This is a genomic window from Bifidobacterium callimiconis, assembly GCF_003952005.1.
GTDB classification, from domain to species: Bacteria; Actinomycetota; Actinomycetes; order Actinomycetales; family Bifidobacteriaceae; genus Galliscardovia; species Galliscardovia callimiconis.
On sequence record NZ_QXGJ01000003.1, the window covers coordinates 220775 to 237667 of the forward strand.

General features: G+C 63.6%; 7 protein-coding genes, 1 tRNA gene and 2 pseudogenes. 3 read left to right on the forward strand and 7 right to left on the reverse strand.

Annotated elements, in window-relative coordinates; translation table 11 throughout:
• Positions 1–324 precede the first annotated feature (324 nt).
• The 4 genes and pseudogenes from D2E23_RS12015 to nrdD form a co-directional block, all read right to left on the reverse strand.
• Positions 325–1935, reverse strand: a pseudogene (locus D2E23_RS12015) (hypothetical protein); the annotation flags it as partial.
• A gap of 239 nt (positions 1936–2174) precedes the next feature.
• A pseudogene (locus tag D2E23_RS12020) lies at positions 2175–5379 on the reverse strand (acyl-CoA dehydratase activase-related protein); the annotation flags it as partial.
• Between the two features lie 407 nt (positions 5380–5786).
• Positions 5787–6500 (reverse strand): anaerobic ribonucleoside-triphosphate reductase activating protein, encoded by a 714-nt coding sequence (gene nrdG / locus D2E23_RS04355; protein WP_126029763.1) that lies wholly within the window; start codon positions 6498–6500, stop codon positions 5787–5789.
• 239 nt (positions 6501–6739) lie between these two features.
• Complete coding sequence (gene nrdD, locus D2E23_RS04360) at positions 6740–9139, reverse strand: anaerobic ribonucleoside-triphosphate reductase (protein WP_093960038.1); 2400 nt, start codon at positions 9137–9139, stop codon at positions 6740–6742.
• A 332-nt stretch (positions 9140–9471) separates the two neighbouring features.
• On the opposite strand from nrdD, the gene xseA reads away from it, so the two are divergent.
• Together xseA and D2E23_RS04370 are read left to right on the forward strand one after the other, a co-directional pair.
• Positions 9472–10737: an exodeoxyribonuclease VII large subunit gene (gene xseA / locus D2E23_RS04365; RefSeq protein WP_126029764.1), complete on the forward strand. Its 1266-nt coding sequence runs from the start codon at positions 9472–9474 to the stop codon at positions 10735–10737.
• A gap of 212 nt (positions 10738–10949) precedes the next feature.
• A complete protein-coding gene (locus D2E23_RS04370) occupies positions 10950–11255 on the forward strand; it encodes an exodeoxyribonuclease VII small subunit (protein WP_126029765.1) in 306 nt (101 codons plus the stop codon).
• Positions 11256–11699: 444 nt separating this feature from the next.
• Here the strand turns inward: D2E23_RS04370 and D2E23_RS04375 are convergent.
• Positions 11700–11772, reverse strand: a tRNA-His gene (locus D2E23_RS04375).
• Between the two features lie 279 nt (positions 11773–12051).
• Entirely contained in the window at positions 12052–13266 is a 1215-nt protein-coding gene (locus D2E23_RS04380; RefSeq protein WP_126029766.1) for a glycosyltransferase, read from the reverse strand.
• A 235-nt stretch (positions 13267–13501) separates the two neighbouring features.
• Between D2E23_RS04380 and D2E23_RS04385 the strand changes: the two genes are divergently transcribed.
• Positions 13502–14443 carry an SPFH domain-containing protein gene (locus tag D2E23_RS04385; RefSeq protein WP_206431990.1) on the forward strand — a complete coding sequence of 314 codons (942 nt, stop codon included), beginning with the start codon at positions 13502–13504 and terminating at the stop codon, positions 14441–14443.
• 524 nt (positions 14444–14967) lie between these two features.
• Here the strand turns inward: D2E23_RS04385 and D2E23_RS04390 are convergent.
• Positions 14968–16794: an AMP-dependent synthetase/ligase gene (locus D2E23_RS04390; RefSeq protein WP_126029767.1), complete on the reverse strand. Its 1827-nt coding sequence runs from the start codon at positions 16792–16794 to the stop codon at positions 14968–14970.
• Positions 16795–16893: the final 99 nt, after the last annotated feature.

Here is a 16893-nt window from a genome sequence, read left to right on the forward strand (position 1 = left end):
CTCGGTCCGCGGACATCAATCCTCGAGTTCTGTGCGCCATTAGAGCAAAATCCGAAGTATGAGGCCTGAAATATCAAGGGTCATACTTCCCATATGCCGAATCTCACGCACAGAACTCGAGGATTGGTGTCTGCGCTCCCCTGAAATCCGCACAGAACTCAGAGTTAGGTCGAAGAGCGTCCGACAGAACCGGGCGGCAGGCATCGGGGCGAGTGCGTTCGCGCCTGCCATCGCCACCTTGAGACAAATGGGCCCGTGAACATGATCGGAGGTACCGATGTCCACGGGCTTAATGCTTACGACCGATGGATCGCAAGCCGCGTATCACGCCGCTTCGGAGAGATGCGGCTTGGCCTGGGCGTCGCCGCCGTCCTGGCCGTGCGCGCGATGCTGTTCGTCATTCGACGCGCCGGCGTCGGCGGAGTCCGCGTCACCGGCAGCGGCATCGCCGGCGCCTACGCCATCCGCGCCCGGCTCCCCTGTGGCTTTGGCGGCACCGGCGGCCTGAGCCCGGCGACGCTCCTCGGCCTGCTTGGCGGCGGAGATCATGAGCTTGATGCGGTTGAGCTGGTTCGCCTGCGAAGCGCCCGGATCGTAGTCGATCGACACGATGTTCGCCTCGGGATGCTGGCGGCGAATCTCGCCGAACATGCCGCGACCGGTCACGTGGTTCGGCAGGCAGGCGAACGGCTGCGCGCACACCACGTTCGGCGCGCCCGATTCGATGAGCTCGAGGATCTCGGCGGTCAGCAGCCAGCCCTCGCCGGCCTGCACGCCCACCGACGTGACCTCGCCGGCCTTCTTGACCAGCTCGCTCATCGGCAGATCCTGCTGGAACTTGCCGTGGGCCAGATCGATCGCCCGACGCACCGGGTTGAGATAGCGGTCCAAACCCCAGCGCATCACGGCGTACAGCTTCTTGTTGCCGCCCGTGCCGAGGTTGTGCTCGTTCCAGTCGGTGATGTATGGACGCGTGGTCATGAACTCCATGATGCCGGGCACCACGGCCTCGCAGCCCTGGGATTCGATCACGTCGACCACATGGTTGTTCGCGTCGGGATGGTACTTGACGAGGATCTCGCCCACCACGCCCACGCGCGGCTTGCGCGGGATGTCGCGCAGCGGCAGCGCGTCAAACGACTTGACGATCTCCTTGAGCAGCACCGGGTACGGCAGGTAGCCCTTGCCGATCTTCGCCTTGGCGGTCTTGGAGAAGCCATGGTGCTCGATCGCCTCGCGGGTGATCGTGTCCCACATGCGGTACAGTTCGTCGGCACTGCCCTTGACCTGCTCGTACGGGCGTACGCGGTAGAGGCACTTGAGGAACAGGTCGCCCACGATCAGCGCCTTGATCGCACGGTGCAGCAGCGCCGGCGTGGGAGTGAATCCGGGGTTGGATTCCAGTCCCTGCGTGCTCAGCGCGATCACCGGCACCTGCGGGTAGCCGGCGTCGACGAGCGCCTTGCGGATCAGGCCGAAGTAGTTGGTCGCACGGCACATACCGCCGGTCTGCGTGATAGCGAGCGCCACCTTGTCGGGATCGTACTTGCCTTCGACGATGGCGTTGACGAGCTGTCCGATGACCATGATGGCCGGGTAGCAGGCGTCGTTGTTCACGTATTTGAGGCCGAGTTCCACGTCGTCACGACTGGCGTGTTCGAGGATGTCGAACTTGTAGCCGCCGGAGCGGATCACGGATTCGATGAGCGACATGTGCATGGGGCTCATCTGCGGCGCCACGATGGTGTAGTCCTTCTTCATGGACTTGCCGAAGGGGATGCGGTTGGCGTACTTCGACATGGTGGCGGTGTTGTGCGCGTTCTTCTTGGTTTGCGCGCTGGCCTTGGGGTTGCCGTCCATGACCGCGTCGAGCAGGATCTGACGTCCGGGCGTGGGTGCCTTGGATCCGGTGCGGCGGAATTCGCCCTGCTTCGGCTGCGGCTTGGTGGAAGCGCCCGCGCCAGCTCCGGCGGCACCGGCACCGTCCAGCGTGATCGCATACGGCTTCTTGACGAATCCGGCGTCCAGATTGGCGGCGGGCATGGTGGCCTCCACCTCGGCCTGTGCGGCTTCGAGCTGCTTCTTGGCCTCCTCGAACCTGGCCTGCGCCTCGGCGAGACGGTTCTCGGATTCGGTTTCGCGGCGCACCTGTTCGGCGGTGGTCTGCAGGGCGTGCTCCTCGCGCTTCTTGTTGGCCTCGCGTTCCTCGACGGCGGCCTTGAGCGAGCGCAGTCGGATCTTGGCGGCGCCCAGGTTGGACACCTCGTCGATCTTGAGCAGCGTGTACACGTCGGCCTTGTCGGCGAGGATCTCGGAGACCTGGTCGGTGGTGATGGCGTCGAGGCCGCAGCCGAAGGAGTTGAGCTGCACGAGTTCGAGTCCCGGATAGGATGCGACGAAGTGGGCGGCCGCGTACAGGCGGGAGTGGTAGGCCCACTGGTTGGTCACGCGCAGCGGCATGCGGGTGACCTTGCGGTCGCCCACGTGGCGGAAGCCTGCGGAGTCCTTCTTGCGCGGGTCCTTCTCCCCTTCGGCGAGGTAGTCGCTCAGGTGGAGGTCCTCGCCGGGCTGCAGTTCGCAGATGGAGTCCTCGGAGAGCACGACCATGCCGAGCGCGCAGATCGTTTCGGGGATGCCGTGGTTGATCTCCGGGTCGATATGGTAGGGGCGGCCGGCGAGCACGATGCCGCGGCAGTTGTGTTCCTTCATGTAGGCGAGTGCGCGCAGGCCCTCCTGCTGCACGTCGTGCTTGAAGAGCTTGTCCTCGGCGTACGCGGCCTTGACGGCGGCTTCGGCCTCTTCGCGCGTCACGTTCGCCCAGGCGAATTCCTCGACGATGCGGTCGACCATGAGGTCATGGTCGGCGAGGTTGAAGTACGGGCGCATGTAGCGAATGGACGGGTCGCGCAGTTCGGGCATGTTGGCGCCGATCACGACCGGGTAGTTGGCCACGACCGGGCAGTTGTAGTGGTTGTCGGTGTTCTCGACCAGGTTCTCCTCGTAGCTGACGCACGGGTAGAAGATGGTCTTGATGCCCTTGTGCAGCAGCCACTTGATGTGGCCGTGCACGAGCTTGGCCGGGTAGCAGATGTTCTCGGAGGCGATGGAGTCGATGCCGGTCTCGAACAGTTCGTGGTTGGACCGGCCGGAGATCATCACCTTGAAGCCGAGGCTGGTGAGCAGCGTGAACCAGAACGGGTAGTTCTCGTACATGTTGAGCACGCGCGGGATGCCGATCTCGCCGCGGGTGGCCTTCTTGTCGGTGAGCCTGCGGTAGGCGAAGCAGCGCTTGTACTTGTATTCGTACAGGTTGGGCCGGTCGCTGCGCTTGCGCTTACTGTCGCCGCCGCGTTCGCAGCGGTTGCCGGTCACGTAGCGCGAGCCGTCGGCGAACGTGGTGATGGTGAGCTTGCAGTGGTTCTGGCACAGCTTGCATACGTCGCGTTCGGAGGTCATCGACAGGTTGTCGAGTTCGCTGCCGGACAGGATCGACGAGCGCTTGTTCGGGTCATCGTCGTCGTTGTAGTGCATGCGCGCGGTGAGGGCGGCGCCGAACGCGCCCATGAGGCCGGCGATGTTGGGTCGGGTGACTTCGCGTTCGGTGAGCAGTTCGAAGGCGCGCAGCACGGCGTCGTTGAGGAACGTGCCGCCCTGCACGACCACGGTGTCGCCGAGGTCGCCGGCGTCGCGCAGCTTGATCACCTTGTACAGGGCGTTACGCACGACGGAGTAGCACAGGCCGGCGGCGATGTTTTCGATCGACGCGCCTTCCTTCTGCGCCTGCTTGACGGATGAGTTCATGAATACGGTGCAGCGTGAGCCGAGGTCGACCGGATGGTCGGAGGCCAGCGCCTTCTGCGTGAATTCCTGGATGGTCAGGCCCATGGACTGGGCGAACGTCTGCAGGAACGATCCGCAGCCGGACGAGCAGGCCTCGTTGACGGCGATCGAGTCGATCACGCCGTCGTTGATGGCCAGATACTTCATATCCTGGCCGCCGATGTCGATGACGGCAGTGACGCCGGGGCTGACCATTTCCGCGCCGCGATAGTGGGCCATGGTCTCCACCACGCCTTCGTCGAGGTGCAGACCGGTGGTGATGAGTCCTTCGCCGTAGCCGGTGGCGCAGCTGCGGGCGATGTAGGCGCCGTCGGGCAGTTCGTTCTGGATTTTCTTGACGATGTTGACTGCCGCGGTCAGCGGGCTGCCTTCGTTGTTCGCGTAGCTGGACCAGACGATCTCACGATCGTCGTTGACGAGCGTGGCCTTGATGGTGGTGGATCCTGCGTCGATGCCGAGGAAGTGCGGTCCGTGCGCGCCTTCGAGCGTGCCGATGTGGATGTGCTCGCGATGGTGGCGCTCGTTGAAACGCTCGCGGTCCTCTTCGGTGTCGAACAGCGGCGGCATGGTGGGCGTGTTGCTCGGCAGGTTCTTCAGGTTCTCGAGCGCGGTGAGGATGTCGTCGAGCGTGCGTGCCTCGTAGTGGACGGTGCCGTCCTCGGTCTGTTCGGAGTCCTCCTGGCCGGCGAGCAGCGCGGCGCCGTATGCGACGTACAGGTGCGCGTCTTCGGGGGTGATGAATTCCTTGACGCGGTCCTTGAGCGCGCGGCGGAATGCTTCGCGCAGTTCGGACAGGAAGAACAGCGGGCCGCCGAGGAAGATCACGGTGCCGCGGATCGGGCGTCCGGACGACAGGCCAGCGATGGTCTGCGTAGCCACGGCGGTGAAGATGGATGCGGCGAGGTCGGGTTTGGCTGCGCCGTCGTTGATCAGCGGCTGCAGATCGGTCTTGGCGAACACGCCGCAACGCGATGCGATCGGATACAGCGTCTGATAGTTCTTGGCCATTTCGTTGAGGCCGGTGGCGTCGGTGTCGAGCAGGGTGGCCATCTGGTCGATGAACGCGCCGGTGCCGCCGGCACACGAACCGTTCATGCGCTGTTCGGGCGTGGGCTTGAGGTAGGTGACCTTGGCGTCCTCACCGCCGAGTTCGATGATCACGTCGGCCTGCGGATACTTGGCGTCGATCGCCACGGTTTCGGCGATGACCTCCTGGGCGAACGGCACGTGCAGATTGTCGGCGAGGCCGAGGCCGCCGGAACCGGTGATGGACAGGCGCACGGGCTCGTCGCCGCGGTGCAAGTCCTCGAGATGATGGTGGATGTCGGTGAGCAGTTCGGCCACCGTGGCGCGCACGTTGGCGTGATGACGCCGATAGTCGGCGTAGAGGATATGCTGGCCCGGAGCGGCCAGCGGCGACTCATCTCCCCCGTTGTTCTCCGTCTTGACGCCGTCCCTATCCAGGACCACCGCCTTCACCGTCGTCGACCCGATATCCAGGCCGATCCTGATGCAGTCGTTCGTCTTCAACTCCGGCATACTGTTTATTCCTTCAATCCGTCCGTGTGCCCTTCCACGCCTACTGGCCGCGCACGCTTTCTCTATACTTCTGCCGCAACCCTCATATGCGTTCGCACATTTCCTTGCAGTATCGTAGTCGCCAGTACGGAACGCCGACGATCGTCAAACCCCTACACGCCCGCATTTTGAGCCAACAGCGAATGATTCTCGACATACCTCACAAAGTTGTCCGCTCACGCAACGTCCCCGTTGGCAACGGATACCCGTCTCCATCGAAATTCGCAAAGACCCACCAACCAGCGCCAATGCCATTGACCTGACAATGTCGCCACCGGCGACGCGTCATGACGCGTGCGGCGCCAAGGCGCACCGAGGGAAGGCGTACGAAGGTACGTCGACCGAGGAGCAACGCCGGCGACGCTCCGTCATGACGCGTCGCCCTCGCCGGCGGCGCGGTCTTTGCCGTAAATCTCGGGTATGAACCGCTCCTGGTCGTGCAGTTTGGCCCAGATGACGGGCTTGCCGGCCTCGAGGGATTTGGGGACGTCAAGGATGCGTTGGTTTTTGGAGCCGCGGAACTGGAGGAGAGAGTCGTGCTGGTCCTTGAGGTAGCGGCCGTCGACGAGGATGTCGATGAGCTCGAGGAGTTCGCGCTTGTCGGGGGTTTCGCCGGGGCGCATGAGTTCTTCCCAGGTGTAGCCGGTCCAGCACCAGATGTCCTTGGTGTGGCCGAAGCGTTCTCGGATCTTGCGGCACAGCGGGGTGAGGATGGTGGTGTTGAGGAGGGGCTCGCCGCCGAGGAGGGTGAGGCCTTGGACGAACGACTGGGAGAGGTCGTCCATGATCATGTCCTCGAGCTTCTGGTTGTATTCGTAGCCGGCCTGGAAGTCCCAGATGGAGGAGTTGTAGCAGCCGTCGCAGCGGAAGGGGCAGCCGCTGACGTAGATGGAGCAGCGGATGCCTTCACCGTCGGTCATGAGGAAGCGCTTGTAGTCGGCGACCATGCCCTGTCCCATGCGGCGACCGTCCCATTGGCCGGCGCGGGGGTTGTTGGTGAGTTCGCTGGGGACGCCGGGACCGCGATCGGTTTCGCCGGCGGCGAAGTCATGATGCTTGACCTGTTTCCATGTATCGGGCATGCGTTTCCTCCTTGGTTGCGAATGGGCCGTGTCGACGGCCGCGATGACGGCAAAGGCTCCCCTGGCGCCTGGGGAGCCGCCGTGCCTGCGCATGACTGAGGGGAGCCCATTGCACAAGTCATGTGTGCGGTGGGCTCCCCTCGGTCGACGTTGCCGACGGCTTCCCTCGGCGAGGGGAGCCGAAAGTGATGGGGTGTGCGTGATTCCCGTTCAGCGCGGGAGATCATGCACGGCTGCGATCACTTGGTGTCTTCGAACCATTCGCGCTCGGTGCCGTCCTTGAGCGTCACGTGTCCGGTTTCGCCGGCCATGTGCTTGACACGGTGGGCGATCTCCTCGTGGCGGCCGTGCACCATGGGGCGCTGGACGGGGTTGCCCAGGTAGCCGCAGGTGCGCTTGGTCACGTTGCACTTGTCGGGGTCGGAGTTGCCGCACTCGGGGCACTTGAAGCCTTCGTCGGTGGGCTCGAAGTCGCCTTCGAAGCCGCACACGAAGCAGTGGTCGATGGGCGTGTTGGTGCCGAGGTAGCCGATGCCGATGTTGTAGGCGTAGTCCCACACGGCTTCGAGGGCCTTGGGGTTCGGCTGCAGGCAGGGGAACTCGCAGTAGTTGATGAAGCCGCCGGAGGCGAGGTACGGGAAGTCCTTCTCGTAGGCGAGCTTCTCCATCGGGGTGGGCTGCAGCCACACGGGGTAGTGGAAGCTGTTGGTGTAGAAGTCGTGGTCGGTCACGCCCTCGACTTCGCCGAACTTCTCACGGTCCATGCGGTTGAAGCGGTCGGTGAGGCTTTCGGCCGGGGTGGAGTACACGGAGTAGTGGTAGCCCTCGGCGGCGCTCCACTGCTTGCACAGCTCGTTCATGCGGCGCACGATCGACAGGGCGAACTCCTTGCCGTCCTCGTCCCAGTGGTGGTCGGTCATCCAGTCCTTGCCGAAGAACACGGCGGTGGTCTCGTACAGGCCGATGTAGCCGAGGGACACGGTGGCGCGGCCGTCCTTGAACAGCTGGTCCACCTTGTCGTTGGCGTTCAGGCGACCGAAGGCGCCGTAGCGGTAGAGGGTGGGGGCGTTGACCGGGGTGGCCTGCTTGCAGCGCATGATGCGGAACTGCAGGGCCTCGTGGGCGATCTCCATGCGCTGGTTGAACAGCTTCCAGAAGCGGTCCACGTCGCCGTGCGATTCGAGGGCGATGCGCGGCACGTTCACGGACACCACGCCGAGGTTCATGCGGCCGTCGGTCACGTCCTTGCCGGTCTTCGGGTCCTTCCAGCCCTGCAGGAAGGAGCGGCAGCCCATCGGGGCCTTGAAGGAGCCGGTGATCTTGACGATGTTCTCGTAGAACACCACGTCCGGGTACATGCGCTTGGTGGCGGATTCGAGCGCGAGCTGCTTGAGGTCGTAGTTCGGGTCGCCCGGGTCGGCGTTCACGCCGTGCTTGATGGTGAACACGAGCTTGGGGAAGATGGCGGTGTGACGGTCCTTGCCGAGGCCGCGGATGCGGTTGAGCAGGATGGCGCGCTGGATCTCACGGGCGAACCAGGAGGTGCCCAGACCGAAGCCGACGGTGACGAACGGGGTCTGGCCGTTGGACACGCGGTTGGAGTTGATCTGGTATTCCATGGTCTGCATGGCGTCGTAGATGGCCTTGCGGGTCATGATCTTGGCGTAGATCTCGCGCAGCTGCTCAATCTCGGAGAGGTTCTCGTCGAACGGGGTGTCCTCGCCCAGCGGCTCGCGGTTTTCGAAGTGCAGCCACTTGGGCTCCTGGGCCTTGAGGCCCTTGACGACGTCCTCGGCCACGTTCAGCGGCATTTCGTCGGGCAGGATGGCCTCGGCCATCTTGAGGTTCTTCTCGTAGTCGCGCTTGGCGTAGCGCTCGAGCATCTCGTCGCAACGGTTGACGGTCTGGCCGCCGTACTGACAGCCGGCGATGTCCTTGATGATCTGGGTGATCTGGGTGGCGGCGGTGCCGATGGACTTCGGGGAGTCCATCATGGCGTTGCCCAGGGCGAAGCCGTGCTCGAGCATGTCGCCGAAGTCCGGCAGGGAGCAGTTGCTCATGGCGGTGAACGGCGAGTAGTCGGCGTCGTGGAAGTGGATGTCGCCCTTCATGTGGGCGTTGGAGACCTGCTCCGGCAGCATGGAAAAGGCGGAGGCCTTGCTCACGGCGCCGGCGAGCAGATCGCGCTGGGTGGCGTAGACGTTGGAGTCCTTGTTCGCGTTCTCGCGCACCAGGGCCTCGTCCTTGTTGACCAGGCGGCTCACGGCCTCGTTGATGTCGGTGGCCTTGGCGCGCTCGATGTCCTTGTTCAGACGGTAGTTGGTGTAGGTGCGGGCCACCTCGTACAGGTGCTCGCCGATGAGGGCGTGCTCGACCAGGTTCTGGATGTCCTCGATCTTGGCGGGACCGGTGTAGCGGGTCTTCACCTCAGCTTCGACGCGATCCGCGATGTCGCGGATGATGCGCTCCTCTTCGGGACCCACCTTCTTGTCGAGGTCGCCGAATGCGGCGGCCACGGCATTGATGATGTTGATCGGATCGAAGTCGACGACCCTGCCGTCACGCTTTTCGACGAGCACGGTCTCCTTCTGCGGACGAATCACCTCGGTCGTCTCCTGTTCCAGCACCTGTGCGCTCATCAGTCTCCTTCCGCCATGGTTCTTTAGTGTGTCGGGCAACGTATTCCGTGGTCGTTATCGCCGGGACCACGCCAACCGGCCTATTGCACATTACAGCACTTCCACCCCAATATCTAGTTGGGATCTATCATGCCAAGCGCATATCTAGTGTTTTCGGCATCATGCCGCGGAAAAATAACGACGATGAAAATCACCGTCGGCGTGTCATGGCCGACCATCGATTGTGCCTGTATCACCGGACAGCGCACGACCCGCCACGCCATACGGTGAGCAACCTCACACCGGGCGTGTGACCATCGTCACATGTCCCGCACGCGGCGGAAAGTGTGGTCATGACCAATACGCTTTTCCCGGACTCCCCCGGTGCCCAGAACGTGCAGCCGCAGCCGCTTGCACGTCTGGCGAGGGACACCACTCCGGACAATCCATGGCCGATCAGTCTGCTCAGCCGCAAGTATCACGACGCCGTGGCCAAATGGCCCGGCACGTGGATCGAAGGGCAGATCTCGGAGATCAACACACGTCGCGCCGGGTCCGCCTATCTCACCGTGCGTGACAACACGGAGGACATCTCGCTGAGCGTGACCGGCTTCGGCCGCTTCGCGCAGATGGCCCGCGAATTCCGCCAGGGCGACCGTGTGGTGTTGCACGGCCGTCCCGACGTGTGGATGAAGCAGACCCGCCTGAGTTTCATGGGCGACGACATCCGCCGCGTGGGCAAGGGCGACCTGATGGCCCAGATCGAGGAGCTGCGCAAGCGGCTCAAGGGCGAGGGACTGTTCGACGCCGAGAACAAGATCCCGATTCCCGCGTTTCCCAAGCGCATCGGTCTGGTGTGCGCACCGCAGGCGCGAGCCGAGGGCGATGTGATCACCAACGCCCGGCTGCGCTGGCCCACGATCGAGTTCACGGTCGTGCACGCGCATGTGCAGGGCCCCAGCTGCCCGCCGGACGTGATCGCCGCGATCCAGCGGCTTGATGCGGATCCGAGCGTGGACGTTATCATCGTGGCTCGAGGTGGCGGTAGCTTCGAGGATCTCATGGGCTTCTCGGACGAGGGCGTGGTGCGCGCCACGGCCGCCTGCGTCACGCCGATCGTGTCGGCCATCGGCCACGAGGACGACTGGACGCTGATCGATCTGGCCGCCGATATGCGTGCGTCCACGCCGACGGATGCGGCCAAGCGCATCGTGCCGGACGTGAACGAGCAGCTGCAGATCGTGGATGAGGCCCGTCGCCGTATGCGCGACCGCATCCGCGCCCGCGTGGACAACGAGATGCGTCTGATCGAGGGCTATGCGAACCGTCCGAGTCTGACGCAGCCGTTGACGATGCTCGACCGTCCGCAGCGGTTCGTCGACGACGCCCGGCAGCGTCTGGACATCGGCATGCGTCGCATCGTCGACGACGCCTCGCTGACCGTGGAGAAGCTGCACGCATCGCTGACCGCGCTGAGCCCGCAGTCCACGCTTGACCGCGGATACGCGGTGATCCAGACCACGAGCGGCCATGTGGTGACCGACGCCGACGATGTGAAGAGCGGCGACGAGCTCGCCGTCACGCTGCGTCACGGTTCGATCCACGCGACCGTGCAGTAGAACGCCGCACGGTGGATCACTAATGGACCACCACACGGTACGTCGTTTCACAGCATGACGTTTCACGGCGTGAAACAACGTCTCGCATGAAACAACAACATGAAACATCGTCGAGATCGTGAAACAACACGATACGACTCCTATATATAGGAATAACCGATACGACCGCTGCATCGTTCACGCAGGACGATGCCACACCCAAGGAGCACATCATGACCGATCAGAACGCAGACACCAAGTCCGTCTCGAACCTCCCCTCGCTGAGCGCCGAGGAACTCGAGAAGATCAATTCGCTGAGCTACGAGCAGGCCCGCGACCAGCTCATCCAGGCCGTGCAGGCGTTGGAGGCCGGCGGACTCGATCTGGACGCCTCGATGCGTCAGTGGCAGCTGGGCGAGGCGCTGGCCCGCCGAGCGCAGTCCCTGCTCGACGACGTACGCGCCCAGCTCGACGCCGCCCAGGCCGATCAGGCCAGCGCCGGCGCCACCGCCGGCACCCAGAGCAACCTGGAGCAGTAGTAGGCAGGATTGCCGGGCCTATAAGCCAAACCGCGCGTCGCTTTGGCTTATAGGCCCGGCGCCCCTCCCTCAGTCCGCCTACGGCGGCCAGCTCCCTCCCTTGGAGGGAGCACGCGCTCCTTACCTAGATTGCGTAGGTTGAGTCGTGTTCGAGGATTGGCCTGTGAGGCGGCCGAGGCTTTGTGCGGAGGTGAGCCCTCCCTCAGTCATGCTGCGCATGACAGCTCCCTCCCTTGGAGGGAGCACACGAGTAAGATGCCGCACGAGGATAAAGAGCGCGTGCTCCCTCCGCGGGAGGGAGCTGGCCGCCGCAAGGCGGACTGAGGGAAGGGATCACCGCCCCACAAGGTTCAATCATCCCGCCCTGCCCCGTCCACGTACGTCATCCCGCAACCGCATATACGAAAAATCCCCGAAGCCTTTCGGCTCCGGGGATCACCTCGGGGTGGCTAACGTGGCTCGAACACGCGACCTTCTGAACCACAATCAGATGCTCTACCAACTGAGCTATAGCCACCATGTCGTCTTCATTCAGCGAGCTGAACGAGCGCAACAGGTGATTACTATACACGAATCTCAGAGGCTGTCCAACTCGGCGTGTCGCGCTGGTCATCGGCCCGCCGACAAGAACGATCAAGCCGGTATATTCGTTGAAATATCAACGTTTTGCACACCTCCCAACACTGTTCGGCGTCATCCAACACGACCAGACACATCCCAACACCGCCGTCGGCATTCCGACGACGTCACGCGCAACGCGTCATATACGCCGTATATACGCCCTACGCTCTCACCATCATCGTGCATCGTCATTCATCCGGCGCATCCGCCGCTCGTCGGCGATGGCCTCACGTTCCATCGCGACGAATCGTTCCACCGACGAACGCACCGAATAGCACTCCCGCGTATGCCGCGCATACTCACGCCCCCACCTCGCGCACTCGTCGGGATGCTCGTACCACCAGTCGATACGGTCGGCGAGCGCCTGGACGTCGCGCACGGGGAACAGGGATTCGTCGGTGAGTGCGAACTGCTGTGCGGCGCTCAGGTCGGATTGCGCGATCACGGGCGGCAAGCCGCAGGCCATGGCCTCGATCACACTTACTGATTCGAGGTCGGCGATGGACGGGTGGACGAACAGGTCGGCCGATCGCAGCAGATCGGGCATGGTCGCGTTGTCGTGGAAGCCGATGTCGGCCGGGCGGGCGAGCATGTGCCGGGCGCGCAGGCGCAGGTATCGGCGCAATGGTCCGGTGCCGGCAATCACGAGCCGGATGTCGTCGCGGTGACGGCATGTGGCGAGCGCGCGGATCAGCGTCATCTGGTCCTTTTCGTGGGAGAGCCGGCCGGATGCGATCACGACGAACGGCGGCCGTACCGTCGCCGGGTAGGAGGATTTGCCGGTGAAGCGTGGCGCGTATCCGTTGGAGATGACGTGCAGTCGCGCCTGATACCCGTGCTCCCGTAGGAGCCGTGCGGTCATGTTGGTGGGCACGTGGATGTGGTCGACCTTGCCGTAGAGCCAGTGGTGAAAGAATCGGTAGATGAACGACGACATGCCGGGGATGAGTTTGAGCGGTCCTGCCGAGTACATGATGTTTTCGGGCTGGATGTGGTAGCCGGCGGTGACGGGGATGCCCATCTGCCGGGCGACGGCGAGCGCGCGGCGGCCGAATCGGAAGGGCATGTAGATGTGTACGACGTCCACGCCGTCGAACGCGCGACGGAACAGTGCGTCGTCGGGCCGGGCGAAGAGCATCTGCTGTTTGGCGGCCACCCATGAGACCAGCGGCACGCGGTTGATGCGCGCCCGGTATTCCGGCGCGCCGACGCCGACAAGCCGCACGGCGTGTCCTTGCCGTTCGAGTTCCTCGGCGAATTGGAGTGCGGAGTTGGATGTACCGTTGCCGCGGTTGCCGAAGGTGTCGAGCACGAGCGCGATGGTCAGCGGCCGTTGCTCCGGTGGGGCCGCCTGCGCGGATTTCGGCGCCGTCCGCCTCTGCGGCGACATGTTCCCGTCGTCTTGACTGTATGCCATTCCCCTAATGTAGGTCGCGCGGGCCGATCGCGTTGGCATTCGGACCGTATCGGCGGGCAACGTTCGACAGAATGAATCGGTTTGTCGTGTTGTACGACGATGGGTGCCCCTTCGTATGGGACAATGAAAGGGCACGGCCCGGTGCCGTCACACTGAGGCGACGGTGTTTGTTGATGGCCGTGCGGGACTCGGGAAGGGGTCGATAATCATGGCTATCGGTGGAATCATCGGGCTGGTCGTGCTGATCGTGGTGCTGACGCTGATCATCGTGTTGCTGTTCGCCAGCCTGTATATCGTGCCGCAGCAGAATGCGTATGTGATCGAACGTCTGGGCAAGTTCCACACCGTGTCCACGGCGGGCCTGCACATCAAGATTCCGTTCATCGACCGCATCGCGCAGAAGATGAACCTGCGGGTGAGCCAGCTGGACGTGAAGCTGGAGACCAAGACGCTGGACAACGTGTTCGTGACGGTGGTGGCGTCCACGCAGTTCCGCGTGGACGCGAAGAACGTGGCCGTGGCGTACTACGAGCTGCAGAATCCGGCTGCGCAGCTGCGCAGCTACATGGAGGACGCGCTGCGTTCCGCCATCCCGGCGCTGACGCTGGACGACGCGTTCGCGCGCAAGGACAATGTGGCGCTCGACGTGCAGCAGACGGTGGGCAACGAGATGCAGCGCTTCGGCTTCACCGTGGTCAAGACGCTGATCACCGCGATCGATCCGTCCGGCCAGGTCAAGCAGGCGATGGATTCGATCAACGCCGCGCAGCGTGAGAAGGAGGCCACGCGTCAGCGTGCGGAGGCGCAGCGTATCGCCATCGAGACGCAGGCGCAGGCCGACGCGGAGAAGGTGCGTCTGCAGGGTGAAGGCCAGGCGAACTACCGTCGTGAGATCGCCAACGGTATCGTCGATCAGATCAAGAGCCTGCAGGATGTGGGCATGGATATCGGCGAGGTGAACCAGATCGTCATGTTCAACCAGTATCTCGACGTGATGCGCTCGCTGTCGGAGTCGCCGAACGGCAAGACCGTGGTGCTGCCGGCCAGCACGCCCGCCGGGTTCAAGAACCTCTACGACGAGGTGACCAACGCGCTGCTGACCTCCCAGTACGCCGGCCCCGACGCGCCGCGCGCGAGCAAGAGCAAGTAGCGGGGGCGGCCGCAACGACCGCGAAACCAAAATTCCCGCATCATTGGCGTGCCCGACCGAGGGGCCGTAATGGTGCGGGAATTTTGCATTGGTGTGAAACGACACAGGTAGCGGGAACGATGAGGAAGTGGTCGTTGCGGAATCGGTCTATGGCCGACACTCATGGCCGACACTGTGTTGCTGCGTTCCCACTGTGTTGCTGCGTCCCTGCGATGACGGGAACGGTCACCTCATCCGTCGTCTGCGCCGACGCCTTCCCCTCAAGGGGAAGGCGGCATACAACCATTCAGGCTGATATGGATAACACCGGCTTCCCCTTAGGCTGAGGACGTAAAGCAAACGCTGGAAGCGTTTGTAGGCCCCAGACGAGCCGACAGGCGAGTAGAAAGATGTCGGACGAAGTCCGTCAAGTCTTGCCGAAGAAGCTGTCACGCGTACGCGTGACTGATGAGGTGACCCCGCGCATGCGGGAATGCGACGGCACTGCATCGGCGCAGCCGATTCCACTGCGACTGACGGCGTCGTCACTTCTTCTTGCGGGGCACGTAGATGACCTTGTCGATGAGGTCGCGGTAGTGCTCCACGATCACGGCGCGCTTGGCCTTCATCGACGGCGTGGTCATGCCGTTCTCCTCGGTGAACTCGTCGGGCAGGATCTCGAACTTGCGGATCGATTCGGCGCGTGAGACCAGTCCGTTGGCGGTGTCCACGGCGCGCTCCACCTCGGCGCGAATGATCGGATTGCGTGCGGCCTCGTCAAGGTCGGCCACTGGTTCGGCGCCCTGCGACGTAAGCCAGGCGTTCGCATCTGCCAGATCAATGGTGATCAGTGCGGCGATGAACGGTTTGCGGTCGCCGATCACCACGCACTGCGCCACCACGGGCGAGCTCATCACCGATGCCTCGAGAATGCCGGGGCTCACGTTCTTGCCACCGGCCGTGATGATCAGATCCTTCTTGCGACCGGTGAGCTTGATGAATCCGTCGGCGTCGATGTCGCCCAGATCGCCGGTGTGCAGCCATCCGTCGACGATCTGCTGCGTGGTGATCTCGGGATGGTTGTGGTATCCGGCGCATACGCTGTCGCCCTTGATGCACAGTTCGCCGTCATCGTCGATGCCGAAGCTCATGCCGGCCATCGGCAGTCCGATCGTGCCGATCTTGTAACCGATGGTGGGGTTCACGCAGGCCGGCGCGCATGTTTCGGTCATGCCGTAGCCTTCGAGCAGCGGCAGGCCGAGACCGTTGAAGTAGTGCGCGATCGACGCGTCGAGCGGGGCACCGCCGGAGATCGCGAACTCCACGTTGCCGCCGAACACTGCGCGGATTTTGCGGTAGACGATGCGCGAGTACACGAAATGCTTCACGCTCAGCCACAGCGGAATGCGACCGCCCGTCTCCTGAGCCTGCTGCTGTTCGCGCGACCATTCGCGCGCCACGTCAGCCGAACGGGCGAAGATACGGCCCATCGCGCCCTGGCCGGCCTTCTGGCTGGCCGCGTTGTACACCTTCTCGAAGATACGCGGCACGGCGAGGATGAACGTGGGCTTGAACGCGTTGAAGTCCGCGAGGATCGTCTTGAGGTTGCTCGACAAGCCGAGCGTCACGTTGCCGTAGAAGCAGACGAACTGCATGTAGCGGGCGAACACGTGCGCCAGCGGCAGGAACAGCAGCAGACGACGGCCCGGCTTCATCACCACGTCGAACATGGTCTCGCTGCCGTTGGCGACAATCGAATAGAAGTTGGTGTGCGTCAGTTCGATGCCCTTGGGCGTGCCCGTGGAACCCGACGTGTACACGATGGTCGCCAGATCGGAGCCGGTCACGGCGTTCGCACGCTCACGGAACTCGTCGTCGCTCACGCCACGGCCGAACGTCTTGATCGTGTCGAGCGCGCCGAGGTCGATCACGTACACGTCCTTGAGGTACGCGCACTGGTCACGCACGGATTCGATCTTGTCGCGCTGACCGTCGTCTTCGGCGAACGCGAGCGTGACCCGCGAATCGTTGAAGATCGAACGGACCTGCGCGGCGGAGTTGGTCTCGTACACGGGGATGGTCAGCGCGCCGATCGCCATGATCGCCATGTCAAGCGCCGTCCACTCCCAACGCGTGTGCGACAGGATCGACACGGCGTCGCCCTTCTTCACGCCCTTGGCGATCAGCCCCTTGGCCAGAGCGACCACCTCGTCGCGGAATTCGGCCGCGGAGAACGACTGCCATCCGTCGGCGTTCTTGTATTCCACCAGGGAATCGTCCGGGGCACGGTTCGCACGGTCGTCGAGAATCGAGAAAATGGTCTCCGAACCGGTCACGTCCACGATGGCCGGCCTATGGGTTTCCTTACGCATGTTCCTCCCTTGTCTGGTCAGATGCGCCACTGATTAGAACACTATCAGCACAACCGACAAAACGGCGGAAAACGTCGGCTCGCCGAGCGTCCGAGAACG

Coding starts and splice junctions, on each gene's coding strand:
- xseA (WP_126029764.1), top strand. CDS start 9,472: ATGACCAATACGCTTTTCCCGGACTCCCCCGGTGCCCAGAACGTGCAG.
- D2E23_RS04385 (WP_206431990.1), top strand. CDS start 13,502: ATGGCTATCGGTGGAATCATCGGGCTGGTCGTGCTGATCGTGGTGCTG.
- nrdD (WP_093960038.1), bottom strand. CDS start 9,139: ATGAGCGCACAGGTGCTGGAACAGGAGACGACCGAGGTGATTCGTCCG.
- D2E23_RS04380 (WP_126029766.1), bottom strand. CDS start 13,266: ATGTCGCCGCAGAGGCGGACGGCGCCGAAATCCGCGCAGGCGGCCCCA.
- D2E23_RS04370 (WP_126029765.1), top strand. CDS start 10,950: ATGACCGATCAGAACGCAGACACCAAGTCCGTCTCGAACCTCCCCTCG.
- nrdG (WP_126029763.1), bottom strand. CDS start 6,500: ATGCCCGATACATGGAAACAGGTCAAGCATCATGACTTCGCCGCCGGC.
- D2E23_RS04390 (WP_126029767.1), bottom strand. CDS start 16,794: ATGCGTAAGGAAACCCATAGGCCGGCCATCGTGGACGTGACCGGTTCG.